This is a genomic window from Agrobacterium sp. V1, from assembly GCF_030518355.1.
GTDB lineage: Bacteria > Pseudomonadota > Alphaproteobacteria > Rhizobiales > Rhizobiaceae > Agrobacterium > Agrobacterium cucumeris.
Map to the genome: position 1 here is coordinate 1,541,703 of NZ_JAULSF010000002.1, position 25,385 is coordinate 1,567,087.

The 25,385-nt window shown below is 61.0% G+C and carries 23 protein-coding genes; 11 read left to right on the forward strand and 12 right to left on the reverse strand.

Annotation, left to right across the window (positions count from 1 at the left end; all coding sequences use genetic code 11):
- The first annotated feature begins 2 nt into the window (after positions 1–2).
- The 4 genes from QSV77_RS20930 (at position 3) to QSV77_RS20945 (ending at position 3,844) form a co-directional block, all read left to right on the forward strand.
- Positions 3–815, forward strand: coding sequence for a MoxR family ATPase (locus QSV77_RS20930; protein WP_302734922.1), 813 nt, complete (start codon positions 3–5; stop codon positions 813–815).
- Between the two features lie 67 nt (positions 816–882).
- A complete protein-coding gene (locus tag QSV77_RS20935; protein ID WP_302734923.1) occupies positions 883–2,781 on the forward strand; it encodes a nitric oxide reductase activation protein NorD in 1,899 nt (632 codons plus the stop codon).
- 145 nt (positions 2,782–2,926) lie between these two features.
- Complete coding sequence (locus QSV77_RS20940; RefSeq protein ID WP_174033165.1) at positions 2,927–3,232, forward strand: DUF2249 domain-containing protein; 306 nt, start codon at positions 2,927–2,929, stop codon at positions 3,230–3,232.
- Positions 3,233–3,310: 78 nt separating this feature from the next.
- Positions 3,311–3,844, forward strand: a complete 534-nt coding sequence (locus QSV77_RS20945; RefSeq protein ID WP_302734924.1) for a DUF2249 domain-containing protein — start codon at positions 3,311–3,313, stop codon at positions 3,842–3,844.
- An 80-nt stretch (positions 3,845–3,924) separates the two neighbouring features.
- Here QSV77_RS20945 and QSV77_RS20950 read toward each other — a convergent pair whose 3' ends face one another.
- Positions 3,925–5,157, reverse strand: coding sequence for an NnrS family protein (locus tag QSV77_RS20950; RefSeq protein ID WP_302734925.1), 1,233 nt, complete (start codon positions 5,155–5,157; stop codon positions 3,925–3,927).
- A gap of 236 nt (positions 5,158–5,393) precedes the next feature.
- Between QSV77_RS20950 and nirK the strand changes: the two genes are divergently transcribed.
- The 3 genes from nirK to QSV77_RS20965 all read left to right on the forward strand — a co-directional run bounded on the left by nirK (position 5,394) and on the right by QSV77_RS20965 (position 8,414).
- Complete coding sequence (gene nirK / locus QSV77_RS20955) at positions 5,394–6,536, forward strand: copper-containing nitrite reductase (RefSeq protein ID WP_302734926.1); 1,143 nt, start codon at positions 5,394–5,396, stop codon at positions 6,534–6,536.
- 109 nt (positions 6,537–6,645) lie between these two features.
- Entirely contained in the window at positions 6,646–7,563 is a 918-nt protein-coding gene (locus tag QSV77_RS20960) for an SUMF1/EgtB/PvdO family nonheme iron enzyme (protein WP_137454301.1), read from the forward strand.
- Between the two features lie 149 nt (positions 7,564–7,712).
- Entirely contained in the window at positions 7,713–8,414 is a 702-nt protein-coding gene (locus tag QSV77_RS20965; RefSeq protein ID WP_137454302.1) for a Crp/Fnr family transcriptional regulator, read from the forward strand.
- 39 nt (positions 8,415–8,453) lie between these two features.
- On the opposite strand, the gene QSV77_RS20970 is transcribed toward QSV77_RS20965, so the two are convergent.
- The 11 genes from QSV77_RS20970 to QSV77_RS21020 all read right to left on the reverse strand — a co-directional run bounded on the left by QSV77_RS20970 (position 8,454) and on the right by QSV77_RS21020 (position 20,118).
- Positions 8,454–8,849, reverse strand: a complete 396-nt coding sequence (locus QSV77_RS20970) for a cytochrome c family protein (protein ID WP_302734927.1) — start codon at positions 8,847–8,849, stop codon at positions 8,454–8,456.
- 70 nt (positions 8,850–8,919) lie between these two features.
- Complete coding sequence (locus QSV77_RS20975; protein WP_302734928.1) at positions 8,920–9,480, reverse strand: gluconate 2-dehydrogenase subunit 3 family protein; 561 nt, start codon at positions 9,478–9,480, stop codon at positions 8,920–8,922.
- On the reverse strand, positions 9,480–11,165 hold the full coding sequence (locus QSV77_RS20980; protein ID WP_302734929.1) for a GMC oxidoreductase: 1,686 nt from the start codon (positions 11,163–11,165) through the stop codon (positions 9,480–9,482). The genes QSV77_RS20975 and QSV77_RS20980 overlap by 1 nt, the downstream gene beginning before the upstream one ends.
- A 148-nt stretch (positions 11,166–11,313) precedes the next feature.
- Positions 11,314–12,168: a sugar phosphate isomerase/epimerase gene (locus QSV77_RS20985; protein WP_302734930.1), complete on the reverse strand. Its 855-nt coding sequence runs from the start codon at positions 12,166–12,168 to the stop codon at positions 11,314–11,316.
- A 129-nt stretch (positions 12,169–12,297) separates the two neighbouring features.
- Entirely contained in the window at positions 12,298–13,467 is a 1,170-nt protein-coding gene (locus QSV77_RS20990; RefSeq protein WP_302734931.1) for a Gfo/Idh/MocA family protein, read from the reverse strand.
- 11 nt (positions 13,468–13,478) lie between these two features.
- The gene (locus tag QSV77_RS20995; protein WP_302734932.1) at positions 13,479–14,528 is read right to left on the reverse strand and encodes a sugar phosphate isomerase/epimerase; all 1,050 of its coding nucleotides are present in this window, start codon (positions 14,526–14,528) and stop codon (positions 13,479–13,481) included.
- Positions 14,529–14,561: 33 nt separating this feature from the next.
- Entirely contained in the window at positions 14,562–15,584 is a 1,023-nt protein-coding gene (locus QSV77_RS21000) for a LacI family DNA-binding transcriptional regulator (RefSeq protein ID WP_174032376.1), read from the reverse strand.
- Between the two features lie 3 nt (positions 15,585–15,587).
- Positions 15,588–16,556 carry an ABC transporter permease gene (locus QSV77_RS21005; protein WP_142842907.1) on the reverse strand — a complete coding sequence of 323 codons (969 nt, stop codon included), beginning with the start codon at positions 16,554–16,556 and terminating at the stop codon, positions 15,588–15,590.
- Between the two features lies 1 nt (position 16,557).
- Positions 16,558–17,502, reverse strand: coding sequence for an ABC transporter permease (locus tag QSV77_RS21010; protein WP_174032374.1), 945 nt, complete (start codon positions 17,500–17,502; stop codon positions 16,558–16,560).
- Positions 17,499–18,992, reverse strand: coding sequence for a sugar ABC transporter ATP-binding protein (locus QSV77_RS21015; protein ID WP_302734933.1), 1,494 nt, complete (start codon positions 18,990–18,992; stop codon positions 17,499–17,501). Before QSV77_RS21015 ends, QSV77_RS21010 begins: the two co-directional genes overlap by 4 nt.
- 103 nt (positions 18,993–19,095) lie before the next feature.
- Positions 19,096–20,118, reverse strand: coding sequence for a substrate-binding domain-containing protein (locus QSV77_RS21020; RefSeq protein ID WP_302734934.1), 1,023 nt, complete (start codon positions 20,116–20,118; stop codon positions 19,096–19,098).
- A 306-nt stretch (positions 20,119–20,424) separates the two neighbouring features.
- Between QSV77_RS21020 and QSV77_RS21025 the strand changes: the two genes are divergently transcribed.
- The 4 genes from QSV77_RS21025 (at position 20,425) to QSV77_RS21040 (ending at position 25,383) form a co-directional block, all read left to right on the forward strand.
- Entirely contained in the window at positions 20,425–20,820 is a 396-nt protein-coding gene (locus QSV77_RS21025) for a cupin domain-containing protein (protein ID WP_302734935.1), read from the forward strand.
- Positions 20,821–21,063: 243 nt separating this feature from the next.
- Complete coding sequence (locus QSV77_RS21030) at positions 21,064–22,695, forward strand: SulP family inorganic anion transporter (RefSeq protein ID WP_302734936.1); 1,632 nt, start codon at positions 21,064–21,066, stop codon at positions 22,693–22,695.
- Positions 22,679–23,296 carry a ParB-like protein gene (locus QSV77_RS21035; protein ID WP_302734937.1) on the forward strand — a complete coding sequence of 206 codons (618 nt, stop codon included), beginning with the start codon at positions 22,679–22,681 and terminating at the stop codon, positions 23,294–23,296. The genes QSV77_RS21030 and QSV77_RS21035 overlap by 17 nt, the downstream gene beginning before the upstream one ends.
- Complete coding sequence (locus QSV77_RS21040; protein WP_302734938.1) at positions 23,293–25,383, forward strand: mechanosensitive ion channel domain-containing protein; 2,091 nt, start codon at positions 23,293–23,295, stop codon at positions 25,381–25,383. Before QSV77_RS21035 ends, QSV77_RS21040 begins: the two co-directional genes overlap by 4 nt.
- Positions 25,384–25,385 lie beyond the last annotated feature (2 nt).

The following is a 25,385-nucleotide window of genomic DNA, read 5'->3' on the forward strand; positions in this document are numbered from 1 at the left end:
CCATGAATACGATATTCCGTCCGATCCCTCAGCCCCAGCCGGACACGCCGTTCTACACACCGCTCGGCAATGAATGCACGCTGTTCGAAAGCGCCTGGGTACGGCAATTGCCGCTGCTGCTGAAAGGCCCGACCGGTTGCGGCAAGACCCGTTTCGTCAGCCACATGGCAGCGAAACTCGGCCTGCCGCTTTCCACCGTTTCGTGCCACGACGATCTTGCTGCCGCTGATCTGACCGGCCGTTACCTGCTGAAAGGCGGCGAAACCGTGTGGATGGACGGCCCGCTGACGAGGTCCGTGCGCCAGGGCGGCATATGTTACCTCGACGAGATCGTTGAGGCGCGCAAGGATGTGGCTGTCGTGCTGCATCCCCTCACCGATGATCGCCGCATCCTGCCATTGGAACGCACCGGCGAAGTGCTGGAAGCGCCCTCCGGCTTCATGCTCGTCGTGTCCTATAATCCCGGATACCAGAACCTTTTAAAGAGCCTGAAGCCCAGCACCCGCCAGCGTTTCGTCGCCATTGAATTCGATTTTCTGCCCAAGGAGCAGGAAATCGCCGTCGTTTCGCATGAAAGCGGGCTGGATGAGCGCGATGTCGAGCCGCTCGTCGATCTTGCCCACCGGCTGCGCGGTCTGAAAGGCCACGATCTGGAAGAAGGCGTCTCCACCCGCCTGCTCATTTATTGCGCCAGCCTCATCGATACCGGCCTTCCCGCCCGTCAGGCCGTGCGCGCGACCATGATCGAACCGCTGACTGACGAGCCAGATGTGAAGGCCGCACTGCATGAAGTCGCGGATGCGATCATTCGATAGGCGCTTTGATATCCACACCGGATTGCGCGGCCCCGCGCGTTCCGGTCCGATGCCATGAGGATAAACCATGCTGGACTTTCTGGAACTGGAAGAAACCGTCGGCCGCGCCTGGCACAGGCTGATCGGCGAAACCGGCACATGGCTGCGTTTCCCGGATCATGCCGTGAAGCTGGAGGATATGCAGGCCGTGCTGGCCATATGTTTCCGCGGTTTTGGCGGTGAACATGCGGTGCAGATCGCTCCGGCCCGCGCCCGCACTTCCAGCCACCGGCTGAGGCTGCGCCAGCGCATGGGCCTTGGCGAGGAAAAATTGGCCCAACCCGGCCGCGATCACGCCACGCTGATGCTACCGCCGGTGCTCGATCTGTTTCCCGACCGCTGCCTCAACCGCGATCTCTATCTCTGGCTCGCCGCCGCCATGGCGATGATGCCGCTTGAACCAGTCATGGCCGCCGACCCGCTTCGCAACGATCTTGCCCGGCTCGACCGCGCCGCAGAACTGGCAAAAGCCGTCATCCATGCCTTCCCCGGAATGAAGACCCGGTATCGCCGGCTTTGCGCCGCCATGCTCGCGGTGCGCCAGAAACGGCCGCTGCCGCAGGCGGAGCAGCAGGTAGAACAACGGGTGCTTTCCATGCTCGCCGATGCGGCAGGGATCGAGGGCCATGCGCCACCCGCCGGTCTTCCGGAAAAAGCGCCGCCGCGCTACCTGCCGATGCTGCCGGTGCCGCTATGGCCGGACACGCTGCTGCGCGAAACATCCGATGCCCGGCAAAGCGAGGACCAGCCGGCAGCGGGCGCCGCGCCGCAGGGGGCGGAGGCCGCCCGCCATATCGCTGTGCGCGAAAAGGCCGAGAACCGCCAGACCGAACGCAGCCCCTTCATCCTCAACCGTTTCGAAAAAATCCTCGCCATGGCCGAGATGGTCAATGTCGACCGGCCGGGTGACGATAGCGACGATGCCGATGGCAGCGCGGCGGACGAGCTTGATGATATGACGCTGGGTGAAAGAAAGGGACGGCCTTCCGCCCGCTTCCGCTTCGATCTCGACCTGCCGCCTGAAGCCCTGAACCATACCCCGCTGACAGCGGAACTGACCTATCCCGAATGGGATTATCGCAGCGGTACCTATCTCACCGATCATTGCCGGGTCATCGCCGGTCCGGCGAAAGACGCCGAGACGGCACCGGAACCCGACCCGGACACCAAGAGCCTTATCCGCCGGGTCAGGCGGCAATTCGAGGTGCTGCGGCCACGCCACGAGATGCTGCGCGCCCAGCTTGACGGCAATGATCTCGATCTTGACGCCGTGGTTCGTGCCAGAAGCGATATTGCCGCCGGCGGACAGGGCAGCGACCGCATTCATATGGCAAGCCGCCCACAGGCGCATGATCTTGCCGTAACGATCCTCGTCGATGTGTCGCTATCGACCGATGCCTGGTTCGACAATCGCCGGGTGCTCGATGTGGAGAAGGAAGCCCTGCTGGTGCTTGCCCACGGGCTTTCCGCCTGCGGCGACAGCCACTCGATCCTGACCTTCACCTCCCGCCGCCGTTCCTGGGTGCGGGTGGAAGCGGTGAAGGATTTCGATGAGCCGATGGGCCACACTATCGAGCGTCGCATCGCGGCGCTGAAACCCGGCTTCTACACCCGCATCGGCCCTGCCATCCGCCACGCCAGCGCCAAGCTGCGTGAAAGGCCGGAGCGGCGAAAGCTGCTTCTGCTGCTGACGGATGGCAAGCCGAACGATGTCGACCACTATGAGGGCCGCTTCGCCATCGAGGACAGCCGCCGTGCGGTTTCCGAAGCCAGACGTTCGGGCGTCAGCGTCTTCGGCGTAACGGTGGACAGCAAAGCGCAGTCCTATATTCCGGCCATGTTCGGCCAGAACGGTTATGCCATCGTCAACAGGATCGCCAAGCTGCCATCGGCGCTGCCGGCAATCTATCGCAGCCTTGCCGGCTGAAGCATGTCGCGCAACGGACCTGACGAATCTCAGGTTTGTTTGCGCGGCGACAATGTCTCCCGACCGCCCGGCGGATAGGTTTTTCCAGTCCGTCGGCCGGCCGCACCGCCGGACATCATTCCATCCGCGGCCGTGGAGCCAGCCTATGTCCGAAGCCCAAACCGCAACCAATATCGATGTGCGCATCATACCGCATCGCGAACGCCATCCGCGCATTTTCGGTGCGCTCAGCGCATTGACCGAGGGTCAATCGCTACAGATCACCAGCGATCACGATCCCCGTCCACTGCTTTACCAGCTGGCCACAAATTTCCCCGGCCAGTTCGGCTGGGAATATCTCGAACAGGGCCCGGAAGTCTGGCGTCTCGATATCGGCCGGCTGGAAGAACAGGCCGAAGGTTCCGAGGACGATATGTCCGGCTGCGAATGCTGCTGCGGATCCGAACATTGACCCCTGCCCCGGCGGTGTGGTGAAAAGACCTCTGGCGGATGGCCCTTGCCGCCGCCAGCCGACAGATGAGGTGATGCAATGACGGAAATGATCAGGGAACTCGATGTCCGGCCGCTTTTGCTGAGCGGCGGCGAGCCCTTTCCGGCCATCATGGAAGCCGTGGCCGGGCTTGCTCCCGGTGAGGCGCTGCGATTATACGCCACCTTCCGGCCCGTTCCGCTGTTCAAGGTGATGGCGGAGCGCGGTTTCGACCATCAGGTCAGGGAAATCGGCGGCGGCGACTGGGAAGTGCTGTTTACGCCGCAATCCACTGAGACCGAACAGATTTCCGTTTCGCCGGCGCTTGCGGGCAATGCCGAGGAGCCGCAGATATGGCCCGATCCGGTCATCTATCTCGATCTGAGCGATGAGACGGCCGAAGGCCAGGCGAGCCGCACGCTTGCCGCACTTGACCGTCTTCCACCGGGTGCCGTGATCTTCGTGCTGATGCCGCAGGAGCCGACTTTCCTTTACCCGGAACTTCTGGCCCGGGGCCATCAATGGGCCGGCAATTTCGACGACGCCCGCACCGCGTTCCGCATCTTCATCCGCGCCGGTGCCGGCGCGCATTAAGCCATAAATCAAATTCCCCGAAACCGAACCGCCCCGGACGTTGCTCCGGGGCGTTTCGTTTTAGCGGCGTCGCAAGCAATCTAGGCTTTCAGCGGTTTGCGCTCGCGCATCAGGATCGGCCCATATTCAATGCAGAAGAGACCGAAACCCACGATCCAGAAGAGCGCCGAGCAAGCGTAGAGATGCATCATCGCACCGGGGAAGAACTCGGCTGCCGGTCTCAGCAGCGCGCAGGCGATCAGCGTGACATAAGCGGCAATAGTAACCCTGCTGGCCGCAAGCTTGCGTCCGGTATGGCCAAGGCTCGCTCTCGTCATGACAGCAAGCATCATGCAGCCGATAACGCCGACGGTGAAGACATGCAGGACGGAACGTGTGTCCATGACGTCAAGAGCCGCCAGCGCTATGGTAATGAAACCGACGGGAATGAAGGCATAGGCCACATGCAGCACCACCAGCACCTGCTCCGGCCATGTCGTCCAGCCGCGCCAGCGGATCAGACGCACGGCGTGCATAAAAGCCGCCAGAAGCGCCGTTGGCACCGCCACGATGCTCTCGGGCTCTATCGTCCAGACGGCCAGCGCAACGATGCCGGTGAGGATGGCGGCGGTATCGAAGCCGTTATAGGGAACCGGGAAATCCGTGCGGCCGAAGCGGTTCAGCCAGTTGCGGGTAAAACTCGGCACGATGCGGCCGCCGACGATGATGACAAGCACGGTATAGGCCGAGACCGCAAGGCGGGTCGCGATCTGGCTATGATCTCCCCCAATCGCTGCAACGTGGAATACGATGTTGGCGACGGAAAGCGCCAGCAGTCCGCCCAGCACCTTCAGGTCTTTCCATTTTCGCCCGGCAATGACCTCGCGCGCGCAGATCGCCAGAAGTGCCGGCAGGAAAAGCCCGTCCACGGCTGCGGCGGTGACCACGCCCACCTGGTCCGGCACAAGCAGGAAAAGCCGGCCGGCGCACCAGAGCGCAAACAGCCACACCAAGGGTTTGCCCGACACCGGCAGCCGCCCCGTCCAGTTCGGCACGGCCGTTAGAAGAAAGCCGGCCAGCACCGCCGAAGCGAAGCCGAACAGCATCTCATGGGCATGCCAGTTCGGTGCGCCGTAATCCCCGCCGAGGTCGATGAAGCCGGAAAGGGCTGCGATCCACAACACCATCGCCACGATGGCCCAGAGAGCGCCGCCGAGGAAAAACGGCCGGAAGCCGTAAGAAAAGATAACCGGGCCGGTGCGCGCCAGCCCTCTTGGAATGCCGCCCTTTGGCCGGCTGCGCCCTTGGGTGAGAACGGTTTCGCTGCCACTCATTATAATGCTCCTTGCTTGGTCTTGACATATGTCTAGACCCAAGCCCGTCCGACTTCTTTGCGAACAGGCAAAGAGGCGGTGCGACGCTTCCACACCGGCCTTCAGCCGCCTGCCAAAATGTCGCAGGGTGCCGAAAGCGAAGTTTGCTCCATCTCAAATTGTATTTCCGCCCCTCCGCTACAAATGCTGTGACAGAGCGAAACATGCTCTGCCCCAAGAGGGATAGGAGAAGAATGATGACGGAAACCTTCCACATCACACGGCGTAATATTCTCGCAGGCGCAGCATTTGCAGGGGCTATAGCTCCCGTCATCATGCCATCGGCAGCGAGCGCGGCAGAGGAAAAGAAGGCCGCAGCCAAGCCATTGACGAGCGCTGAGATTGCAGCGCTGCCTCGCGTAAAAGTTGATCTCGTCAAACCGCCCTTCGTGCATGCCCACACGCAGAAAGCCGAAGGCGGACCGAAGATCGTCGAGTTCACGCTCACGATCAAAGAACAGAAGATGATCCTCGACGACAAGGGCACCGAGGTCCACGCCATGACCTTCAACGGGTCGGTTCCCGGGCCTCTGATGGTGGTGCACCAGGACGACTATGTCGAACTGACCCTTATCAACCCCGATACCAATGAGCTGCAGCACAATATTGATTTCCACTCGGCCACCGGCGCGCTCGGCGGCGGCGGGCTCACCATCGTCAACCCCGGTGAAAAGGCGATCCTGCGCTTCAAGGCCACCAAGGCCGGCGTCTTCGTCTATCACTGCGCACCTCCCGGCATGGTACCGTGGCACGTCACCTCGGGCATGAATGGCGCGATCATGGTGTTGCCGCGAGAGGGCCTGACGGACGGCCACGGCAAGGAGCTTGTTTATGACAAGATCTATTATGTTGGCGAGCAGGACTTCTACATCCCGCGCGACGAGAACGGCAATTTCAAGAAATATGAAAGCGCCGGCGACGCCATGGCCGATACGCTGGAAGTGATGCGCAAGCTGACGCCGACCCACATCGTCTTCAACGGCGCAGTCGGTGCCCTGACCGGGGAACATGCCCTCCAGGCCGCTGTTGGCGAGAAGGTGCTGATCGTCCATTCGCAGGCAAACCGTGATACCCGTCCGCACCTCATCGGCGGCCATGGCGATTATGTCTGGGCAACGGGCAAGTTCCGCAACCCACCGGATCTTGACCAGGAAACCTGGTTCATTCCCGGCGGTACGGCGGGTGCGGCCTTCTATACCTTCGAGCAGCCCGGCATCTACGCTTATGTCAACCACAACCTCATTGAGGCCTTCGAGCTGGGTGCAGCCGCACACTTCAAGGTGACGGGTGAGTGGAACAACAGCCTGATGCAGGCGGTGCTTGCCCCCTCGAGCATCTGACACAAACGGGAGCGCGCCGCCGCCAGCGGTCGCGGCGCGCTCCCCCTTCTGCTATGCGGCCTGAAAGCAGGCCCGAACTTTGGCGTCCTCTCGACGCAGGCAGGTTCCCATGGGCATTCCCGGCAACAGCCACTTCCCAAATGCCGTCTCGCTTCTTCTCCCGCTCTCGATTGCAACGCTGCTGGCAACGGCCATCGGTTTCCAGTCCGGGATCATCCACAGCGGCATTGATGACCGCGCGGCCATGATGGCTCCACAGGTCGTTACAGTGCCCGCCAGACATTTCACCTATCGGGCGGAGGGCGAATATTTCCGCAATGGTTATGCCGTCGATGGGCCGATGGTCGACGTGGCGATGCGACAAAATCTAACGATCATGAAATATCAGGTGTCGAGCACAGATTATGCGCGCTGCGTGGCGGAAGGCGGCTGCCAGCAGCCGGAACCCGGCTTTGCCGCTCCGGTCGGCGGCGAGATACCGGCAACCGGCATCAGCCAGGACGACGCCCACGCCTATGCAAAGTGGCTGAGCGAGCGGACAGGCGAGGTTTGGCGCCTGCCGAGCGACGCTGAACTGGCTTTCGCCGCCGGCTCACTTTTTCCGGATGAGACGCTGGGTGTCGCTGCCGATAGTGAAAACCCGGCTTTGCGCTGGCTGGCGGATTACGAGCGACAGACCAGCCGCAAGGCCTCGGGCAACCCCGTTCCGCAATCCTATGGCAGCTTCGGCGAAAACGAATATGGCCTTGCCGATTTCGGCGGCAATGTCTGGGAGTGGACGTCGAGCTGCAGCCACCGTGTGACACTTGGCAAGGATGGTGAGGCGATCGATAGCGTCGCCTCCTGCGGTATCCCGGTCGCTTCGGGAAAACACCGGGCGGCGATGAGCGCCTTCGTCAAAAACCCGAAAAGCGGTGGCTGCGCCGTTGGCGTACCGCCTGATAATCTCGGGTTCAGGCTCGTGAGAGACACGCGCTGGTACGCGCCACTTCTCGAAAAGCTTCGTGCCACCACCCTATTTTCTTGACAATCATCAATTAAAACAAGTGCTTGATTCATATCATTTGATCTTCTGCCGCCGGTGATAGTGCTGTATGCTGACAATACAGAAAAGGCCGATCCCCGATTGCCAATGCAATCACCCTGAGGATCGTCCGATCACCGGAGAGGGTGCGAGTGAAGATTGACCGAAGCGTCATCCGGTCGCTGGCCTTGTTTGCCAAGATGGCCGACGATGAGCTGGACGGACTGCTGACCCACGCCACATCCCGGCTGGTGCCGCCGGGCGAAGCCATTTTCGAGCAGGGCCAGTCGGCAACACATTTCTTCCTGCTCATCCACGGCCGCCTGAAGGTGACGCAGGTGACGCATGACGGTCAGCAGATCATCGTGCGCATGGTGCATCCGGGCGATCTCTTCGGTTTCGCGCGAGCGCTGCAACGGTCCGATTATCCCGGCACAGCCACCACGGCTGCCGAAAGCGTCATCCTGTCATGGCAGACGGACCTCTGGCCGCAATTCGTCGAACAGAACCCGCATCTTGCCGTCTCCGCCATGCAGACGATCGGCCAGCGTCTCGAGGAAGCCCACACGCGCATTCGCGAAATGTCGACACAGGAAGTGGAGCGCCGGGTGGCCCATGCCGTGCTGCGCCTTTCGCAGCAGGCGGGACGCAAGGAAGAAGACGGTATCCGCATCGATTTCCCGATCTCGCGTCAGGACATCGCCGAGATGACCGGCACGACGCTGCACACGGTCTCGCGCATCCTTTCCAGCTGGGAGTCCAAGGGGCTGGTGCAGGGCGGGCGGCAGAAGCTGCTGGTGTGCAATCTGCCGGGCCTTGCTCAGTTGGCAGAGGGCGAAACCAGCCAAGTGTAGGGCGTATCCCCGGTCTCGTCGCGCCCCGCCTTTTCGTTGTCACTCGGCCGGTTTCGAAGCCGCGCTTTCGATATAGGCGATGAGATTGTCCAGATCTTCCGGCTTGCTGATGCCGGCCAGCGCCATCTTGTTTCCGGGTATTTTCTTTTTCGGCGCGCTCAGGAAATCCCGCAATTCTTCCGGTGTCCAGACGAGACCGTCCTCACCCGCTTTTTTCATCGCACCCGAATAATTATAGTCAGGAGCGCCGCCCGCTGCACGGCCGAGGATGCCGTTAAGCTGCGGACCGACCCGGTTTTTCGCGCCCTCGCCAATGGCGTGGCAGGCGGAACAGCGTTTGAAGGCCGCCTCTCCCTTGGCGACATCGCCTTCCGAGAGAGCGGGAATGGCGCTTGCAGTCAGCATTGCCGCCGCGATGATTATTGTCTTGCGCATCGTGTCATCCTTGTCTTGCCGCATAAATACAGCCCGCCCGCAAAAGCGGACGGGCCGGAGGTTGCTCTGTTCAGGTCGTGCCCCAAGCGGGCGTGCCCTTCTTATAGGGAACGCGATCTTCGAAACCGCCGGGAATTTCGTCATAAACGAGCACTTCCGTAGCGCCGATCTTCGAGGTGAAGAAACCAAGCAGCGTCAACTGCTTGACGAGCGTGAAGGCGTGGGGCTTTGCCGGCGACTGTTCCGCCTTGGCCTGCTTGTCCAGCGCGGCAAGCAGCGCCTGCCGCTGTTTTGCCGTCAGCTCCAGAAAGCCCTTCTTGTGGTCGGTCTGGCTGCGCTTCTCGATATCGGAAATTGCCGAAAGGAAGAGCGTCCGTTGTTCTTCAGTGTAACAATCGGCCGCATAGACGGCCATGAATGCTCCCACTTCAGCATCCTTCGCACCCGGCGTGGAGGTGCGGGGAATGATGGTTTCCGCCACCTCGTCCATAAACCGGATTTCTTCCGCGGTGAAGACATGAGCACCACCGGCTGGTTTGGTAGCGTTTTCCGCAGCCGTCAGAACATCCGCGCCGATCAGCGGAAGGCCGGTGGCAATGGCTATCAGTTTCAGCAGTTCGCGTCTGTTCATCACAGGTTCCCCTTCTTGCGTTCGGAAACGGCAAAATCGGCCGCACGCGCCGTCAGCGCCATGTAGGTCAGGGACGGGTTGACGCAGGAGGCCGAAGTCATGCACGCGCCATCTGTGACAAAGACGTTGGGCGCATCCCAGACCTGATTGTTGCCGTTGAGGACGGAGGTTTTCGGGTCGCGGCCCATGCGAGCCGTTCCCATTTCATGGATACCCATGCCGGGGGCGTAACTGCCCCTGGAGGGTTTGACGTTCTTGATGCCAACCGCCTCGAACATCTCGACGGCGTCATTGACCATGTCTTCACGCATATCGAGTTCGTTCTGCTTCATCTCGACATTCATTGACAGGACCGGCAGGCCCCACTTGTCCTTCTTGTCTTGATCCAGTTTCACGCGGTTCTCATGATAGGGCAGCATTTCACCGAAGGCGGTCATGCCGATGGTCCAACCGCCCGGCTCGGTCAGGGCTTCCTTGTAATCGGCGCCGATGTTCAGTTCGGCGATTTCCCGCTCCCAGCGCGAACGGCTGGCCGATCCCTGATACCCGAAACCACGCAGATATTTGCGCTTGTCGTCGCCGGTATTGCGGAAACGCGGAATGTAGAAGCCCGCCGGACGGCGACCCTTGAAGTAGAAATCCTCGAAGCCTTCCACCTGGCCGGTGGCGCCCATCCGGAAATGGTGGTCCATCACGTTGTGGCCGAGTTCGCCCGAGCTGCTTCCAAGTCCGCCTTCCCAGACATCGGTGGCCGAGTTCATCAGCACCCATGTCGAGTTCAGCGTCGAAGCGTTGAGGAAGATGATGTCGGCGGTATATTCATAGGTCAGGTTCGTCTCGGCATCGATGATCTCGACGCCACGCGCCTTCTTCTTGTCCTTGTCGTAGAGGATTTCCTTGACGATGGAGAAAGGCCTGAGCGTCAGATTGCCGGTGGCGACCGCCGCAGGCAGGGTCGAGGCCTGCGTGCTGAAATAGCCACCGAAGGGACAGCCCAGCCGACACTTGTTGCGGAACTGACAGCGCGTGCGCTCCTGATCGGGAAGCTCCTGGGTGATGTTGGCGCAACGCGAATTGATGAGGTGGCGCGTGCCATTGAACGCCTTCTTCAGCCGGCTTGCGACATCCTGCTCGACGAAATTGAGCGGAATGGGCGGCAGGAATTCGCCATCGGGAAGAATATCCAGCCCCTCACGGCTGCCGGAGATGCCGGCAAAACGCTCGACATAATCATACCAGGGGGAAACATCCTCATAGCGGATGGGCCAGTCAACGGCGATACCGTCTTTCGCATTGGCCTCGAAGTCGGTATGCGACCAGCGGTAGGTCTGGCGTCCCCAGAGCAGCGAGCGGCCGCCGACGTGATAACCGCGGAACCAGTCGAAGCGCTTTTCTTCGACATAGGGTGTTTCCTGCTCATCGGCCCACATGCCAAGCGTTGCTTCTTCCAGCAGGTAGTCACGGCTGAGAACGGGGTATTTCGCCTTCATCTCCTGCGTGGCGCGGTTGCGGTGGGGGTAATCCCAGGCCTCCTTGTCCGCATTCTGATAGTCGGTGATGTGCTCGATGTTCCGGCCGCGCTCCAGCATCAGAACCTTCAGGCCCTTTTGCGTGAGTTCCTTCGCGGCCCAGCCTCCACTGATGCCCGAGCCGACAACAATCGCATCATAATGATTGTTTGCCATGATAACTCCTCCGATGTGACGTGGAAAAAACGACAGGACGAAGCGCTTCCCGTCGCGGTGCGGCGGAAACTGGCCATGCGTCTGTCGAACCTCATGCGCCCCGGCGAAACCGGCCGCCGGGGAGCGGTTCTGGTTTTACTGGCAGTGATTACTGAAGGGTCGGAAGACGTTCATTGAGGAACGCATTGCCCTTGGTCACGACAGCTTCGGCATCGAGCGGAAGGTCGTGCTCAAGGATGAACCACTTGACGCCGGCCTGCTTGGCCGCCGGCAGAATTGCCTTCCAGTCGAGAACGCCGGTGCCGAGTGTGGCAAAGCCGCGCTCGTTTTCCGCCGTGCCCGCAGGCGCGTTGTCCTTGGCATGGATGGCAAATACCCGGCCCTTCAAGGTGCCGAGGAACGCTGCCGGATCATTGCCGCTGCGCGCCACCCAGGCGACATCGAGCTCGCTCTGCAGTTTCGGGCCGGCAGCATCGAGCAGCAGCTCAAGCGCCGTCTTGTCATCGAATTTGACCATTTCAAAGTCATGATTGTGGTAGGCCATGGAGAGGCCCGCCGCAGACAGCTTGTCCGCGTAACCACCAAGCTCCTTGCCGAAGGCGGTCCAGCCTGCGGCGTCCTTCGGGCGGTCTTCCGGCTTCAGGAAAGGCACGGTGACAACAGGATTGCCGACGGCTTTCTGCTCGGTGATGACCTCATCGAGGTTGCCGCGCAGCTTGTCGATCGGCACATGCGAGGAAATGACCTTGATCTTGTGCTTTTCCAGGAGCGCGTTCAGCTCGCTGGCGCTGACCTTCTGCATATCCACCGTTTCAACTGCCGAAACACCGGCGCGATTGAGGATGGCAAGCTGCTCCTCAAGTGTTCCCGCATTGCGCAAGGTGTACATCTGCGCGGCAATCGGCAGCGTCTTGCTGTCTTCGGCCAGAACCGGGTTCGTGATACCGGCCGCCAATGCGACGACGGCTGCCATGCTTGCGAATTTTGACTTGAACGTTTTCAAACGCGTAACTCCCTTTCCGTTTGATCAATGTGACGACACGTGTGCCCGCGCCTTTCCCGGCCTTCCGGCCAGGTTTTGCCGGGCACCACCTCCTGTGCCCTGCGTCGTCCGTCCTCGATAAGCGATGATCTAGATGTCGATCCCTACCCAGGACGAGGTCCGACTGGACCGAACGGCCGCATCGATGAATGCGAGACCCGCAAGGCCGTCCTCTATGCCGGGGTAAATCACCTCCCCGGCGGCTGTCTTTCCCTCCCTGTTTGCGATGATTGCATCTGCGGCTTCACGGTAAATCGTCGCAAAACCCTCGAGATATCCCTCCGGGTGCCCGGACGGCACGCGGCTGACACGGTTGGCGGCAGCACCTGCGCCTGCGCCGTTGCGGGTGATAAGCCGCTTAGGTTCGCCATAAGGCGTGAACCACAGCTCGTCCGGCACCCGGTGGTGCCATTCAAGCCCGCCTTTATCGCCATAAACCCGCAGCGACAGCGCGTTTTCATTGCCGACCGCGATCTGACTCGCCCAGAGCATCCCCTTGGCGCCGCTTGCATATCGCAGCAGGATATTGGCGCTGTCATCCAGCTGCCGGCCCGGAACGAACGACGTCAGATCGGCATAAAGGCTTGTCGGGATTTCGCCCGTGACGAAGGCAGCGGCGTTAAAGGCATGGGTGCCGATATCGCCGATTGCACCGCCGGCGCCGGAGCGGCTGGGGTCGGTGCGCCATTCCGCACCCTTCGCCCCCGTCTTTTCGACGGCTTCGGTCAACCAGTCCTGCGCATATTCGGCCTGAACGTGGCGCAGCTTGCCGATGGATCCATCAGCGATCATCTCGCGCATCTGCCGCAGCATCGCGTAGCCGGTGTAATTATGCGTCAGGATGAACAGCCTGTCGGATGCCCTGACGATCTCGGCCAGCGCCTTCGCCTCTTCCAGCGTCGCGGTCACCGGCTTGTCGCAGATGACGTGGATGCCGGCGTCGAGAAATGCCTTGGACGGAGCAAAATGCAGATGGTTGGGGGTGACGATGGCGACCGCCTCGATGCCATCTTCCCGACCAGCCTCGGATGCCGCCATTTCCTCGAACGAGGCATAGGAGCGCTCTGGCGCAATGCCCAGCAGGGTTGCCGAAGCGCTAGCACGCGCGGGATCGGAGGAAAGCGCGCCGGCCACCAGCTCGTAACGGTCATCCAGCCGGGCCGCGATGCGGTGCACGGCACCGATAAAGGCACCCTGACCACCACCGACCATGCCGAGACGGATACGGCGGCTATCGAATTTCTTTGTAGCGGAGGACATGGCTATCCCTTTCAAAGTCCAAGAAGGCGACGATTGGCGGCATCATCGATGCCGCTTTTGGCGAAATCGTCGAAGGCCCGCTCCGTCACGCGGATGATGTGATTTTCAATGAAGCTTGCGCCTTCACGCGCGCCGTCTTCCGGGTGTTTCAGCGCGCATTCCCACTCCAGCACCGCCCAACCTTCGAAATCATATTGGGTCAGCTTGGAAAACACCGCGCCGAAATCGACATGCCCGTCGCCGAGCGAACGGAAACGTCCCGGCCGGTCGACCCAGTTCTGATAACCGCCATAAACGCCGGAACGGCCGGTCGGATTGAACTCGGCATCCTTGACGTGAAAGGCGCGGATGCGCTCGTGGTAGATGTCGATGAACTCAAGATAATCCATCGCCTGAAGCACGAAATGCGAGGGATCATAGAGGATGTTGGCGCGCGAATGATTGCCGGTCGCCTCAAGAAAACGCTCGAAGGTGACGCCGTCATACAGGTCCTCACCCGGATGCAGCTCGTAGCAGAGATCGATGCCATTCTCCTCGAAGACATCGAGAATGGGTGTCCAGCGCTTGCCCAGTTCGGCAAAGGCCATTTCGACAAGCCCGGCCGGACGCTGCGGCCACGGATAGACGAACGGCCAGGCAAGCGCGCCGGAGAAAGTCGCATGGCTCTTGAGGCCAAGATACTGCGACGCCTTCGCCGCACACTTCAGCTGATTGACGGCCCATTCCTGCCGCGCCTGCGGTTTGCCGCGCAGTTCAGGCGGCGCGAAACCATCGAACATTTCATCATAAACGGGATGAACGGCGACAAGCTGGCCCTGAATATGTGTCGAAAGCTCGGTGATCTCGACGCCGATCTCAGCCAGACGGCCCTTGATATCGTCGCAATAGGTCTTGGAAGCGGCGGCCTTTTCCAGATCGAAGAGTTTGGGATCGGTCGGCACCTGAATGCCCTTGTAACCGAGCGAAGCCGCCCATTGGCCGAGATTGTCGAGCGTGTCGAAAGGGGCCTCGTTTCCGGCAAATTGCGCGAGGAAAATTGCCGGGCCTTTGATCGTCTTCATGTCCTTACACTCCTTGCATTCACAGTCTGGCCGCTACCGATGCGGCGGGCGGCAGGGCGCGACCGAGCCGCGCACCACCAGTTCCGTATCCAGCACGATGGTTTCAGCCGTGCGTTTTCCGTTCAATCTGTCCACCATCAGCGCCATGGCCCTGCGGCCCATTTCCTGGCGGGGCTGGCGCACCGTCGTCAGCGGCGGCTCAAACGCATTGGCGAAGATGATGTCGTCGAAACCGATGACGGAGACGTCGGCCGGAACCGAAACCCCACGCGCCCGCAACTCGCTGATCGCGCCAATCGCCATCTGGTCGCTCGATGCGAAGATCGCGGTAAAGGTGATGCCACCTTCGAGAAGACCTGTAATCGCCTGACGGCCGGCTTCGATGCTGTAATCGCCCGTCACCACCAGTTCGTCGGTGTAAGTTATGCCAGCCTCGGCAAGTGCTGCGCGGTACCCGTCGAAACGTTCCTGCGCCAGACTCTCCGGAACGGGACCGGCCAGATGCACGATCTCTTTATGTCCCGCCTCAATGAGGTGCCGCATGGCATTCATGGAGGCGGCACGGTTGTCCACCTTGACGGTCGGCAGCGCGAGGCCGGGCACCGTCTCCGACGCGATGACGATCGGCGGCAGCGCGTCGCCCTGATCGAGAAGCTCGGAGGGAAACTGGCCGGTCATCAGGATAAGCCCGTCGGCATGTTTCTGACGCACCATGTCGATATGGGTCGCCACGCGGTTCTCGTCGTTGCGGGCATCGCCCATCAGCACCTTGAAGCCCGCTTCGCCCGCCGCTTCTTCCACGCCCTTGTAGATTTCGAGATAAAACGGGTTGCCGATATCGCGAACGAGAAGGATGACAGTGTTGTTGGATTGGCGGCGGAAGCTGGCCGCCTGCGCATTGGGAACGAAGTTCGCCTGCCGCACCGCGTCGAAAACCTTCTTGCGGGTCTCCGGGCGAACCTTGTCGGGTTGCTGCAGCGCCCGCGATACGGTCGCGATGGAAACGCCCGCGAGAGCTGCAACTTCCCTGATATTCGAACCTTGGTCTTTGCTCATCTGTCACACACGCAACTGCTTTTGGCGGCCATAAAGCAGCATCAGCGCTAGCAACGTGACACCGAATATGATCTGCCGTGCCCATACATCGAGGTTGAGCGTTATCAGTACGCTTTGCAGAATGGTGAGCGCAACTGCCCCGGCCATGGTTCCGACATATCCGCCCGCACCGCCGGCAAGCGAGGTGCCGCCGATGACGACCGCAATGATCGACGGAAGCACATACTGGTCGCCGACGGAGATGAAGGACGTGCCGGTGTAACCGATGACGCACACCCCAGTCAGCCCGGCAAACAGGCCGGAGAGGCCATAAAGCAGCGTGCGGATCAAAGAGACGGGCAATCCGGTAAGCGTCGCCGCCCGTTCGTTGGAACCGATGGCGTAGATGGCGAAACCGAAGGCGGTGCGGCGCAGCACGAAGAGCATGATCGCGGCGATGCCCAGCCAGACGAAGAGTACGCCGGGAATACCGAAAATGAGCGGACGGTTGATGAAGCCCGCCAGCAGCGGCGCTGCCGCACCTGATGGAACGCCCTGCGAATAAACGACCAGCCCGCCCTGAATGACCGCCGTCATGCCAAGCGTCATGACCAGCGGCGGAATGCGCACGAAGGTGATGCCGAGGCCGTTGATGAGGCCGATCAGGAAAGGAATGCCGCCGGCAACGAGAATGGCAAGCGGAATGCCTGCATTCTGGCCGTTCATCATATTGCCGGCAAGAACGGCGCCCAGCGAGATCATCGCGCCGACGGAAAGGTCGATGCCTTCACGGCCGCCGAGGATGACGAGGTTCTGGCCCGCCGCGACGATGCCGAGAATTGCGGCAATCGTCAGCAGCCGCACGATCTGCGAGCCTTGCGCGAAGCCGGGCGACAGCAATTCGCCGACCAGCAGCAGGAAGACCGATGCGCCAATGGCGATGGTCAGGGGATCGGTAAGGAGGGATTTGATTTGCAAGCCGGGATTGGTCATATCAACGCCTCGTCACCAGAACACCGCCGGCCAGCGCCGTCAGCACGATCAAACCCTGCACCAGTGTCTGGTACTCGAAGGGCAGGCCCGCAAAGAAAATCACATTGCCGATCATGCCCAGCACCAGCGCGCCGGCGATCGACCCGGTCGAACTACCGAAGCCGCCGGAGAGTGCGGTACCGCCCAAAACCACGGCCGAGATGGAAGACAACGCCAGACTTGCGCCGAGCAGCGGGTCGCCCGAGGCGGTTTCGCCCGTCAGGCACAGCGCTGCCAGCGCCGAAAACAGGCCGGAGATCATATATGCGCCGATGCGGATGCCGGAAAGGCGCAGACCCGTCTGGAAGGCGCCGGTGCGATTGCCGCCGACGGCAAGCAGATGCGTGTGGAAAGGAATGCGCGACACGATCAGCGTGAAGGCGATGCCCGCCAGCAGTACCCACAGCACGAAGGGCAGGCCGATGAAGCTGCCGGAATAGGTCTGCCAATAGGCTTCCGGCACCGGAAGACCTGCCTGCGGCAAGACCCAGATCGCCAGACCGGCGAAGATGATGCCAGTCGCGAAAGTGGTGACGATCGGCTGGAAGCGCAGGCCGGAAATGAAGAAACCATTGACCAGTCCACACAGCAGCCCGACAGCCGCACCCGCCGCCATGCCGGCGAAGACAGCACCCGTCGTGCCGCCGAGTGCGGCGATGACGCTGACGGTGACGACATTGGCGAGCGCCACGATGCTGCCGACCGACAGATCGATATCGCCCGCCAGAATGACGTAGGTCTGGCCGATGGCGACCAGGATCAGCGGCAGAAACGTCGTCAGGTTCGATTGCAGCACGGAGGGCTGAATGAAGGATGGCTGCAGAAACGTGTTCACGGCAACGAGAACGGCCAGAACGACGAGGGTGATGATCCAGGGTTGCCTGCGCAGAACGCCTTGGGAATTCATGCGGCGTCTCCATAGGCGGCGCGGGTCATGTTGACGGATGTCATGTCGGCTCCGGTCAGTTCCGCAGAGATGCGTCCGCCGTTGAAGACGAGAATGCGGTCGGCATATTCGAGGATTTCCGCATCCTCCGAGGAATAAAGAAGGATGGTCGCGCCGGCATCGGCCTGTTGCCGCATCAGCGCGAAGAGGTCGGCCTTGGCGCCAAGATCGATACCCTTGGTCGGATCATCCAGCAGAAGCAGTTTCGGCGATGTCGCAAGCCAGCGGGAAATGAAGATCTTCTGCTGGTTGCCGCCTGAAAGCGTGCCGATCGGCATATCGAGGCCGGCAAACTTCGTCTTCATATCATCAGCGACCTTCTGCACGCGCGGCTTCAGCGTCGTGGGACGGACCAACCGCATCTTTTCGCGCACCATCAGCGCCGCGACGAGATTTTCGAAGATCGACCGGCCCTGAAGCGAGGCATCACGACCACGATCGCCCGAGACATAGGCAAAACCGTTGTGAACCGCCTGCGAAGGCTTGCCGATGGTGATTTCACGGCCCTCGAAGCGGACTTGGCCTGTTGCAAAGGGACTGGCGCCGAAGAGGCCTTTCAGCAGGGCCGATTGCCCCTGCCCCTGCAGGCCGGCCAGACCGACGATTTCGCCCGGATAGGCTTCCAGGGTAACGCCACGAACGCCATTACCCGCAACACCAGTCACCTTCAGGCTGGGTGCGCCAGCAGCGCGTCCCTGCTGGCGGTCGGGTGCTGCGCGGACATCGCCGACCATGTCGTGCACGACAGCTTCACGGGTGGTGGCTACGGTGTCGAGTTCGGAAATCGTAGCGCCGTTGCGCATCACGGTAATGCGGTCGCAGACGGCAAAAACCTCGTCGAGACGGTGGGAAATCATGATGGTCGAGATACCGTCGGCCTTCTTGGCCCGGAGAATCTCGAAAAAGCGCTGGGACTGGCGGCCATCGAGCGCCGCCGTCGCCTCGTCCATGATCATCAGGCTGGCATTCTGGGCGAAGACCTTGAGGATTTCGACGAGCTGGCGCTGATCCGGCGGCAGATTGCCAACGATTGCGTCCGGCTCCAGTCCCTCGCCCGCCACGCCGTCAAACAGCGCGATTAGTCTCGCCGCTTCGGCTTTCAGCGCCTTGCCGTCGACAAAGATGCCGCGTTTCGGCTCGCGGCCGAGAAAGATATTATCGGCGACGGAAAGCTGCGGAATGAGGCTCAGCTCCTGATAAAACAGGGCGATGCCGGCATTTTCTGCGTCACGCGGGCTTTTGAAGCGCACTTCCGCACCGTTGAACCGGATCGTGCCGCTGGTTGGCGCAACCGCGCCCGCAACGATCTTGCAAAGCGTGCTCTTGCCGCAGCCATTGGCGCCCAGCAGCGCGTGAATTTCACCGCGACCGACGGTCAGCCTGCCGGCGGAAAGCGCGCGCACGGCGCCAAAATTCTTCGTTATGCCGGCCGCTTCCAAAGCGTTCGCCATCGCAAGTCCCCGAATAATGCTTGTCACAGGCGGATGGCCAAGGCCCTCTCCGCACTCGAAATTGTGGTTCGGGCCGGCGTTCACCGCCAGCCCGAGAGCGGTCTTACTTGAAGAACTCGCCAGCCTGCTCCGGCGTCACGGTTGCCGTGACTGACCAGTAACCAGGCTTGCCATCGGCGGCCTTGATATTGTCGGCAAGGTTGTCGTTGCTGACGAAGGGGATCGGAATATAGATGGCGTTACCATAGGTGCCGCCGAAAATGCCGTCCTTGAATTCCTTGCCCTGCAGCTTCAGGACGGCAACGTTGAGCGCGCTGGCCATGACACCGGGAGGATTGACCGAAGCGCCGGAATTGAACTTTTCCTTTTCCCAGCGGGTCATGAAGTCCTTGCGGATTTCACCGGTCGCGGCAATGTCCTTGGTCTTGCCGGCGGCTTCGATGGCGCGCCATGCGCCGTCCGCCATGCCGTCCTGCACCCAGACGCCACTGATATCGGGATAGGTGGCAAGCAGGTTCTGCATCGCCTGCTGGCCCTGCGCCTGATCCCAGCTCGCATTGGCTTCGTTCAGCACCTTGATGTCAGGATATTTCTTGAACACTTCGCGGTAACCGGCAACGCGGGCTTCGTTTGCCGGGTTACCGGCGATGCCGTTGATGGCGACGACGCTTCCCTTGCCCTTAAGCGCATCCGCAAGCCACTGCGCGGACTGTGCCGCCCATGCCTTCTGGTCGATGCCGACATAGATCGCATCCTTCGAGGACACTTCGGCGTCGGTGGCGATAACGAGAATGTTGCGCGCCTTGGCCTGCGCGAAGATCGGATCGAAAGCCGTCGGGCTGCCGGGATTGATGAGGATCGCATCAACGCCCTGGTTCATGAAATTGCGGATATGGCCGATCTGCCCCTGCACATCGACATTGCCGCTTTGAACGACGACTTCGACCTTGACGCCTTTTTCGCCCCACGCTTTCGCGGCAGCCTGAGCCTCTTCAATCATCTGCGTGCGCCATTCGCTGCCGACGAACGAGTTGGAAAGACCGATCTTGAAGCTCTGCTCCTGGGCATACGCGGACGCGCCGGCCGCCAGCACCAAAGCGGCGGCAGCCATCAAATGTCTAAACATGAAATTTGCTCCTCCAAGCACGGTTTTTAACTAATGAAACCGTTTACATGAGCGAATGTAACCGTTTTCATAATCGAGTCAATCCCGAACGGGATTTTTCTGGCGGTGTATGGAGGGGAGGTAAAATCAGGGCTGACACTGTCGCAAAATACGCGCAAAAGAATGCGATAAATCCTCAAAATGATCGAAGCCTGCGGCTTTTAAAACGTCTGGAGCCTGTCCGCCCCATCAGGTTTGAACGTCCCTGTGGACAACAGTGGAATTCCCACCTCAAATCACCACACAATTCCAATCAGGAGAATGACCATGGAAATATTGCGCGCAGGGACCCGGGCATCCGCCAAAGGGCCTGAAGACTGGTTCACCGGCACCGTCCGCATTGATCCGCTGTTCAACCCCTTCGACGCGGAGCGGGTTCAGGGTGCGCAGGTCACCTTCGAGCCCGGCGCCCGTACCGCCTGGCACACCCATCCACTCGGCCAGACACTGATCGTCGTCTCCGGCTTCGGCCGTGTACAGCGTGAGGGTGGCCCGGTGGAAGAAATCCGGCCCGGCGATATCGTCTGGTTCGCACCCGGAGAAAGGCACTGGCATGGCGCAGCCCCCAATATCGCCATGACTCATATTGCGCTTCAGGAGGTCAAGGACGGCAAGGTGGTGGACTGGATGGAGAAGGTGACGGACGACCAATATGGCGGCTGAAACTGCCATTCGGGGGTGTCCGTTACGCGTCTAAAACGGGCACGTCCGCATCATCCGCCGGACGATGAGCGGTTGATGGCCAAATCCGGAAAGACCGAAATATTTCATGCGCACGATTTAAACTTTGACTTGTATCCGCAATGGGTGAAACCTTCATCTCATCGCGGATACAAGGTGGAGAATCGTGATCTTAGCGGGTGAAAGTTTTATCGCCTCCATCAGCACCGACTCGGTCGCAACCCCATGTCCGTGACATTCGACAGGCGTGATGTGATTGCAGGATTGTCGATTGCCGGCCTGATGCTGCCGGAAGCGATAGCCTATTCGGGAATCGCCGGCGTTCCAGCTCAGCATGCCATTCTTGCGGCGATCATGGGCTGCATCGTTTACGCCATTTTTGGCCAGAGCCGGTTTGCGGTCGTCTCGCCCACATCTTCCTCCGCCGCAATATTGGCCGCGATGCTCGCGACGCTTTCCGTCACACCGGCACAGAAGATGCTGCTTGTCGCCATTTCGGTCGCACTAGTGGGCATCCTGTTTCTCTTGGCGGCGGCCACGCGGCTCGGCGCGCTGTCGAGCGTGATTTCGCGTCCGGTGCTGCGCGGTTTTGCTTTCGGTCTCGCCATTCTGATCACGATCAAGCAATTGCCGAGCCTTTTTGGAATAAAGGAGCAAACGGGCGAACCGCTGGCGATCCTGTTGCAGATATTCTCCCATCCGCGAGACTGGAGCCTCGAAAGCATCGTTGTCGGCCTCACGGCACTTGCCATACTGCTCCTCCTGCGTAAACGCCCGATCCTTCCCGGCAGCCTTGTCGTGATTGTGGCGGGCATTGCCGTCTCGGTGCTGCTTGATCTGCAAAGCCGCGGCGTCGCCATTGTCGGCCCCATCGATCTTGCCGGAATATGGGCAGGCCCGCTCTCGGTATCGCTCGATGATGTCGCGCATGTCGCCCGTTTTGCACCGCCGCTGGTCCTCATTCTCTTTGCGGAATCCTGGGGCACGATCCGCAGCTTTTCGCTTCGGCACGGTGAAAATGTCGATTCCAATCGCGAATTGCGGGCGTTCGGGCTTGCCAATATCGCCAGTGCCGCCGTGCAGGGCATGCCGGTCGGCGCCGGCTTTTCCGCCGGTGCGGCAAGCGAAGCGGTCGGGCCGCAGAGCCGCCTCGCCTCGGCCATCGCCGCAATCGGCCTTGCGATCTTCAGCCTGCTCGCCGCGGGCTGGTTCGCCTTCATTCCGCAGGCCGTGCTCGCCGCCATCATCGCCGTCGCCCTGCTGCACGCGCTTGATCCGACGCCGATCATCCGCTTGTGGCGGCTTGGCAATGATGCCTGGCTGGCACTTGCCGCCGCCGCCGGCGTGCTGGCATTCGGCGTTCTGAACGGTATGCTCGTTGCCGTCGCGCTTTCCTTCGCCGTCTTCGTCCGTCGGCTTTCCCTGCCGCATGTGATGCATCTCGGCAGGCTGGGCGACAGCCACGATTTCGTCGACATGGAACGCCATCCGGATGCCAAGGACATACCGGGCATGATTATCCTGCGCCCGGCGCAGCCGCTGTTTTTCGGCAATGCCGAGCCGATCCTTGCCGCCGTCACCAAACGCATCGCCGCGAGGCCGGAACTGCGCGTCGCGATCATCAGTCTTGAGGAAAGTTTCGAACTGGATTCCACCGCGCTTGATGCGCTGCTGGAATTCGATGCGGCGATGCAGCGCGGCGACACCACGGTCTATTATGCCCGCATGCACGACCATGTCCGGGACCTGCTGCTCGCCGGCGGCGGGAGTGATCTGGTCGCGCGCAGCAGTTTCAGCGTCGATGATGCCGTAACCACGGCCATGGGCCGGGAGAACAATCATGCCACAGCCTCTTGAACCCCATCTCAGCCCGGTTGAAATCACTGCGCTCAGGCCAACGCAGATGACGGTTGGCCTTCGCGAGGTGGAAAACAAACGCAAACAATGGGCCGCCATTCGCGAAGAAAAAGGGCCTGATTTTCTCGGCCATCACATGGTGCCCGTCGTCATCGGCTATAAACAGCGTCTCTATCTGGTCGATCACCATCATCTTGCGCTGGCTTTGCATGACGAGGGCGTAAAACATGTGCTGACCAGCATCGTTGCTGATCTCTCCCATCTCGGCCGGCAGGAATTCTGGTCAGTGATGGATCATCGCAGTCTTGTTTATCCTTTCAACGCGGACGGCAAGCGTTGTCCCATCGATGAGTTGCCAAAGCGGATCGTCGATCTCGAGGACGACCCTTTCCGCTCGCTGGCCGGCGCGGTTCGCGATGCCGGCGGTTTCGCCAAGATCGAAGCGCCCTTCGCCGAATTTCTCTGGGCGGATTTTTTTCGCCGCCGGGTGAGCGGCAAAGACCTGCGGCATTCCTTCGATGAGACGATGGCCGAGGCCGTGGAACTGGCGCGCTCGCATGACGCACGACATCTTCCCGGCTGGTGTGGGAGAACCGAATGACAACCCTTCCCTCCCTTTTCAGATGGATTGCAGCGACCGGCGTCGCATTTTTCGTGCTGGGAATAACCGGCCTTTCCGCGCAGGAGCCACCACCGGCAAAAGCGCCTTCCGCCGCACAGACGACGGAGCAGAAGGTTGACCAGTTGCTGCAACTTCTCGGGCAGGACGACGTTCGTGCCCTGCTCGCGCAGAAACTTGCGACAACTGGCGCGGAGCCGCCTCCGCAAACGGCATCACCAAGTCAGTTGAGTGATCTCGACCAATGGGCGAGCAAGCGGCGGGAACATCTTGCCCGCATCATGGGCGACCTGCCCGTCATGTCCTCGCAGATTACTTCCGCCTGGGAAAGGCTCGGCGATGCGATCCGTGTCTACGGCCCCTTCATCTTTTTGCTGCATGTGCTGATCCTCTTCGGCGCCGGCCTTGCAGGCGGCATTGTCACAAACCGCATCATCGTCATGCACGCATCCCGCAGGAACGGCGGGGATATCGGCAAATATGCCTCCGCCGTCGTGTCGAGGCGGATTCTGCCCCTGTTCGGATATGGCCTTGTCGCAACCGCCATGTTTCTCAGCATCCAGTGGCCGCCCCTTTTGAGTGCCGTTCTGCTGCCCTGGCTCGTTATGAGCATTCTCCTGCCGGTGCTTTTTGCCGTTTCCGGCCTGTTGCGACAGGTGGTTGGCCGCGAAACCAGCCCGCGGCGTGATTTCTGGATCGTCCGCTGGACCTGGCTTGCAACGCTTGCCGGGTTTTGCTGGGCGTTGCTCAGGACGCTCGAAAATCTCGGCGTTCCGCGCGATACGCTAGGTCTGTTGTCCACCGGCTTGGTCGGCCTCCTGTTTCTGCTCGCCAGCCTATGGATATGGCGGCGGCCCGGCGGCGATCCGGGTTCTGAACGGACGCGGGCGATTGATGTCGCGCTGATCTTCTGCCTCATCATCCTCTTCGGATTGCGCCTTGCCGGCGCAGGCGTGCTGTTCTGGATCGGGCTTTATGCGCTTGTCTTGCCGGGCCTTGCCTCGACGCTCGGCATCGCCGCACGGAAACTCGCAACCGATATTGGCGGTTACGGCGAGAGCGACCTTCGCCCCGTTCTGGCCGAGCGCGGCGTGCGGCTCGCCATCGTCGGAACGGCCATTGTCTGGCTGATCTTCCTCGTCCGCGCCCATCCGGATTCTCTGCCTGATGGCGCCCTGCTCACCTCCATCGTCGTCGGCGTCCTGCACGGCGCACTCATCCTGCTGCTTGCCGATCTCATATGGATCGCCATCAAGTCGATGATCGCCCGGCGGCTGGAATTGAGCGCCCCTGTCGGCGACGCAATGAGCGGCCACTCCGGCGGCCAGCCGCAGGACGACCGGCTTTTGACCATTCTGCCGATCCTGCGCAACATGCTCGGCATCATCATCGCCGCTGTCGCCGTCATGACGGCGCTTTCGGAACTCGGCGTCAATATTGGGCCGCTGCTGGCCAGCGCCGGCATTTTCGGCATCGCCATCGGTTTCGGCTCACAGACGCTGGTGAAAGATATCATCAGCGGCGTGTTTTACATGATCGATGACGCCTTCCGTGTCGGCGAATATATTCAGAGCGGTTCCTATCGCGGCACCGTGGAATCCTTCAGCATCCGCTCGGTCAAGCTGCGTCATCATCGCGGCCCGATCTTCACCGTGCCGTTCGGGTCGCTCGGCGCAGTCGAAAACATGAGCCGTGATTGGTCTATAGACAAATTCATGGTCACCGTCGCCTTCGATACCGATATCGCCAAGGTCAAGGCGATCACCAAGGAGATCGGCAAGGCACTGAAAGAGGATCCGGAATTCGGGCCGTTCCTCATCGAGACCGTCAAGCTGAAGGGTGTCGAGCACTTCGGCGAATATGGCATGACGCTCGGTTTCGGCATGATGCTGCGCGCCGGCGGACAATCCTCAGTGGTGCGGCGCAAGGCCTATTCGATGTTGAAGGATGCATTTGCTGAAAACGACATTCAGTTCGCCAGCATGACAGGCGCCTATCCCGCCGCGCGGTCCGCGAAGCGCCCGGAGGAGGAGCAGGGCGGCGACATGGAGCCGCCGCCCGAAGAGTAACG

What these genes read in the sequence shown, in the direction of transcription:
- QSV77_RS20995 (WP_302734932.1), bottom strand. Translation starts at nt 14,528, where the DNA reads ATGAAGACGATCAAAGGCCCGGCAATTTTCCTCGCGCAATTTGCCGGA.
- QSV77_RS21005 (WP_142842907.1), bottom strand. Translation starts at nt 16,556, where the DNA reads ATGACCAATCCCGGCTTGCAAATCAAATCCCTCCTTACCGATCCCCTG.
- QSV77_RS20935 (WP_302734923.1), top strand. Translation starts at nt 883, where the DNA reads ATGCTGGACTTTCTGGAACTGGAAGAAACCGTCGGCCGCGCCTGGCAC.
- QSV77_RS20990 (WP_302734931.1), bottom strand. Translation starts at nt 13,467, where the DNA reads ATGTCCTCCGCTACAAAGAAATTCGATAGCCGCCGTATCCGTCTCGGC.
- QSV77_RS21025 (WP_302734935.1), top strand. Translation starts at nt 20,425, where the DNA reads ATGGAAATATTGCGCGCAGGGACCCGGGCATCCGCCAAAGGGCCTGAA.
- QSV77_RS20940 (WP_174033165.1), top strand. Translation starts at nt 2,927, where the DNA reads ATGTCCGAAGCCCAAACCGCAACCAATATCGATGTGCGCATCATACCG.
- QSV77_RS21015 (WP_302734933.1), bottom strand. Translation starts at nt 18,992, where the DNA reads ATGGCGAACGCTTTGGAAGCGGCCGGCATAACGAAGAATTTTGGCGCC.
- QSV77_RS20945 (WP_302734924.1), top strand. Translation starts at nt 3,311, where the DNA reads ATGACGGAAATGATCAGGGAACTCGATGTCCGGCCGCTTTTGCTGAGC.
- QSV77_RS20950 (WP_302734925.1), bottom strand. Translation starts at nt 5,157, where the DNA reads ATGAGTGGCAGCGAAACCGTTCTCACCCAAGGGCGCAGCCGGCCAAAG.
- QSV77_RS20975 (WP_302734928.1), bottom strand. Translation starts at nt 9,480, where the DNA reads ATGAACAGACGCGAACTGCTGAAACTGATAGCCATTGCCACCGGCCTT.
- QSV77_RS20960 (WP_137454301.1), top strand. Translation starts at nt 6,646, where the DNA reads ATGGGCATTCCCGGCAACAGCCACTTCCCAAATGCCGTCTCGCTTCTT.
- QSV77_RS20980 (WP_302734929.1), bottom strand. Translation starts at nt 11,165, where the DNA reads ATGGCAAACAATCATTATGATGCGATTGTTGTCGGCTCGGGCATCAGT.
- QSV77_RS20930 (WP_302734922.1), top strand. Translation starts at nt 3, where the DNA reads ATGAATACGATATTCCGTCCGATCCCTCAGCCCCAGCCGGACACGCCG.
- QSV77_RS21020 (WP_302734934.1), bottom strand. Translation starts at nt 20,118, where the DNA reads ATGTTTAGACATTTGATGGCTGCCGCCGCTTTGGTGCTGGCGGCCGGC.
- QSV77_RS21010 (WP_174032374.1), bottom strand. Translation starts at nt 17,502, where the DNA reads ATGAATTCCCAAGGCGTTCTGCGCAGGCAACCCTGGATCATCACCCTC.
- QSV77_RS20970 (WP_302734927.1), bottom strand. Translation starts at nt 8,849, where the DNA reads ATGCGCAAGACAATAATCATCGCGGCGGCAATGCTGACTGCAAGCGCC.
- QSV77_RS21000 (WP_174032376.1), bottom strand. Translation starts at nt 15,584, where the DNA reads ATGAGCAAAGACCAAGGTTCGAATATCAGGGAAGTTGCAGCTCTCGCG.
- QSV77_RS21035 (WP_302734937.1), top strand. Translation starts at nt 22,679, where the DNA reads ATGCCACAGCCTCTTGAACCCCATCTCAGCCCGGTTGAAATCACTGCG.
- QSV77_RS21040 (WP_302734938.1), top strand. Translation starts at nt 23,293, where the DNA reads ATGACAACCCTTCCCTCCCTTTTCAGATGGATTGCAGCGACCGGCGTC.
- nirK (WP_302734926.1), top strand. Translation starts at nt 5,394, where the DNA reads ATGACGGAAACCTTCCACATCACACGGCGTAATATTCTCGCAGGCGCA.
- QSV77_RS21030 (WP_302734936.1), top strand. Translation starts at nt 21,064, where the DNA reads ATGTCCGTGACATTCGACAGGCGTGATGTGATTGCAGGATTGTCGATT.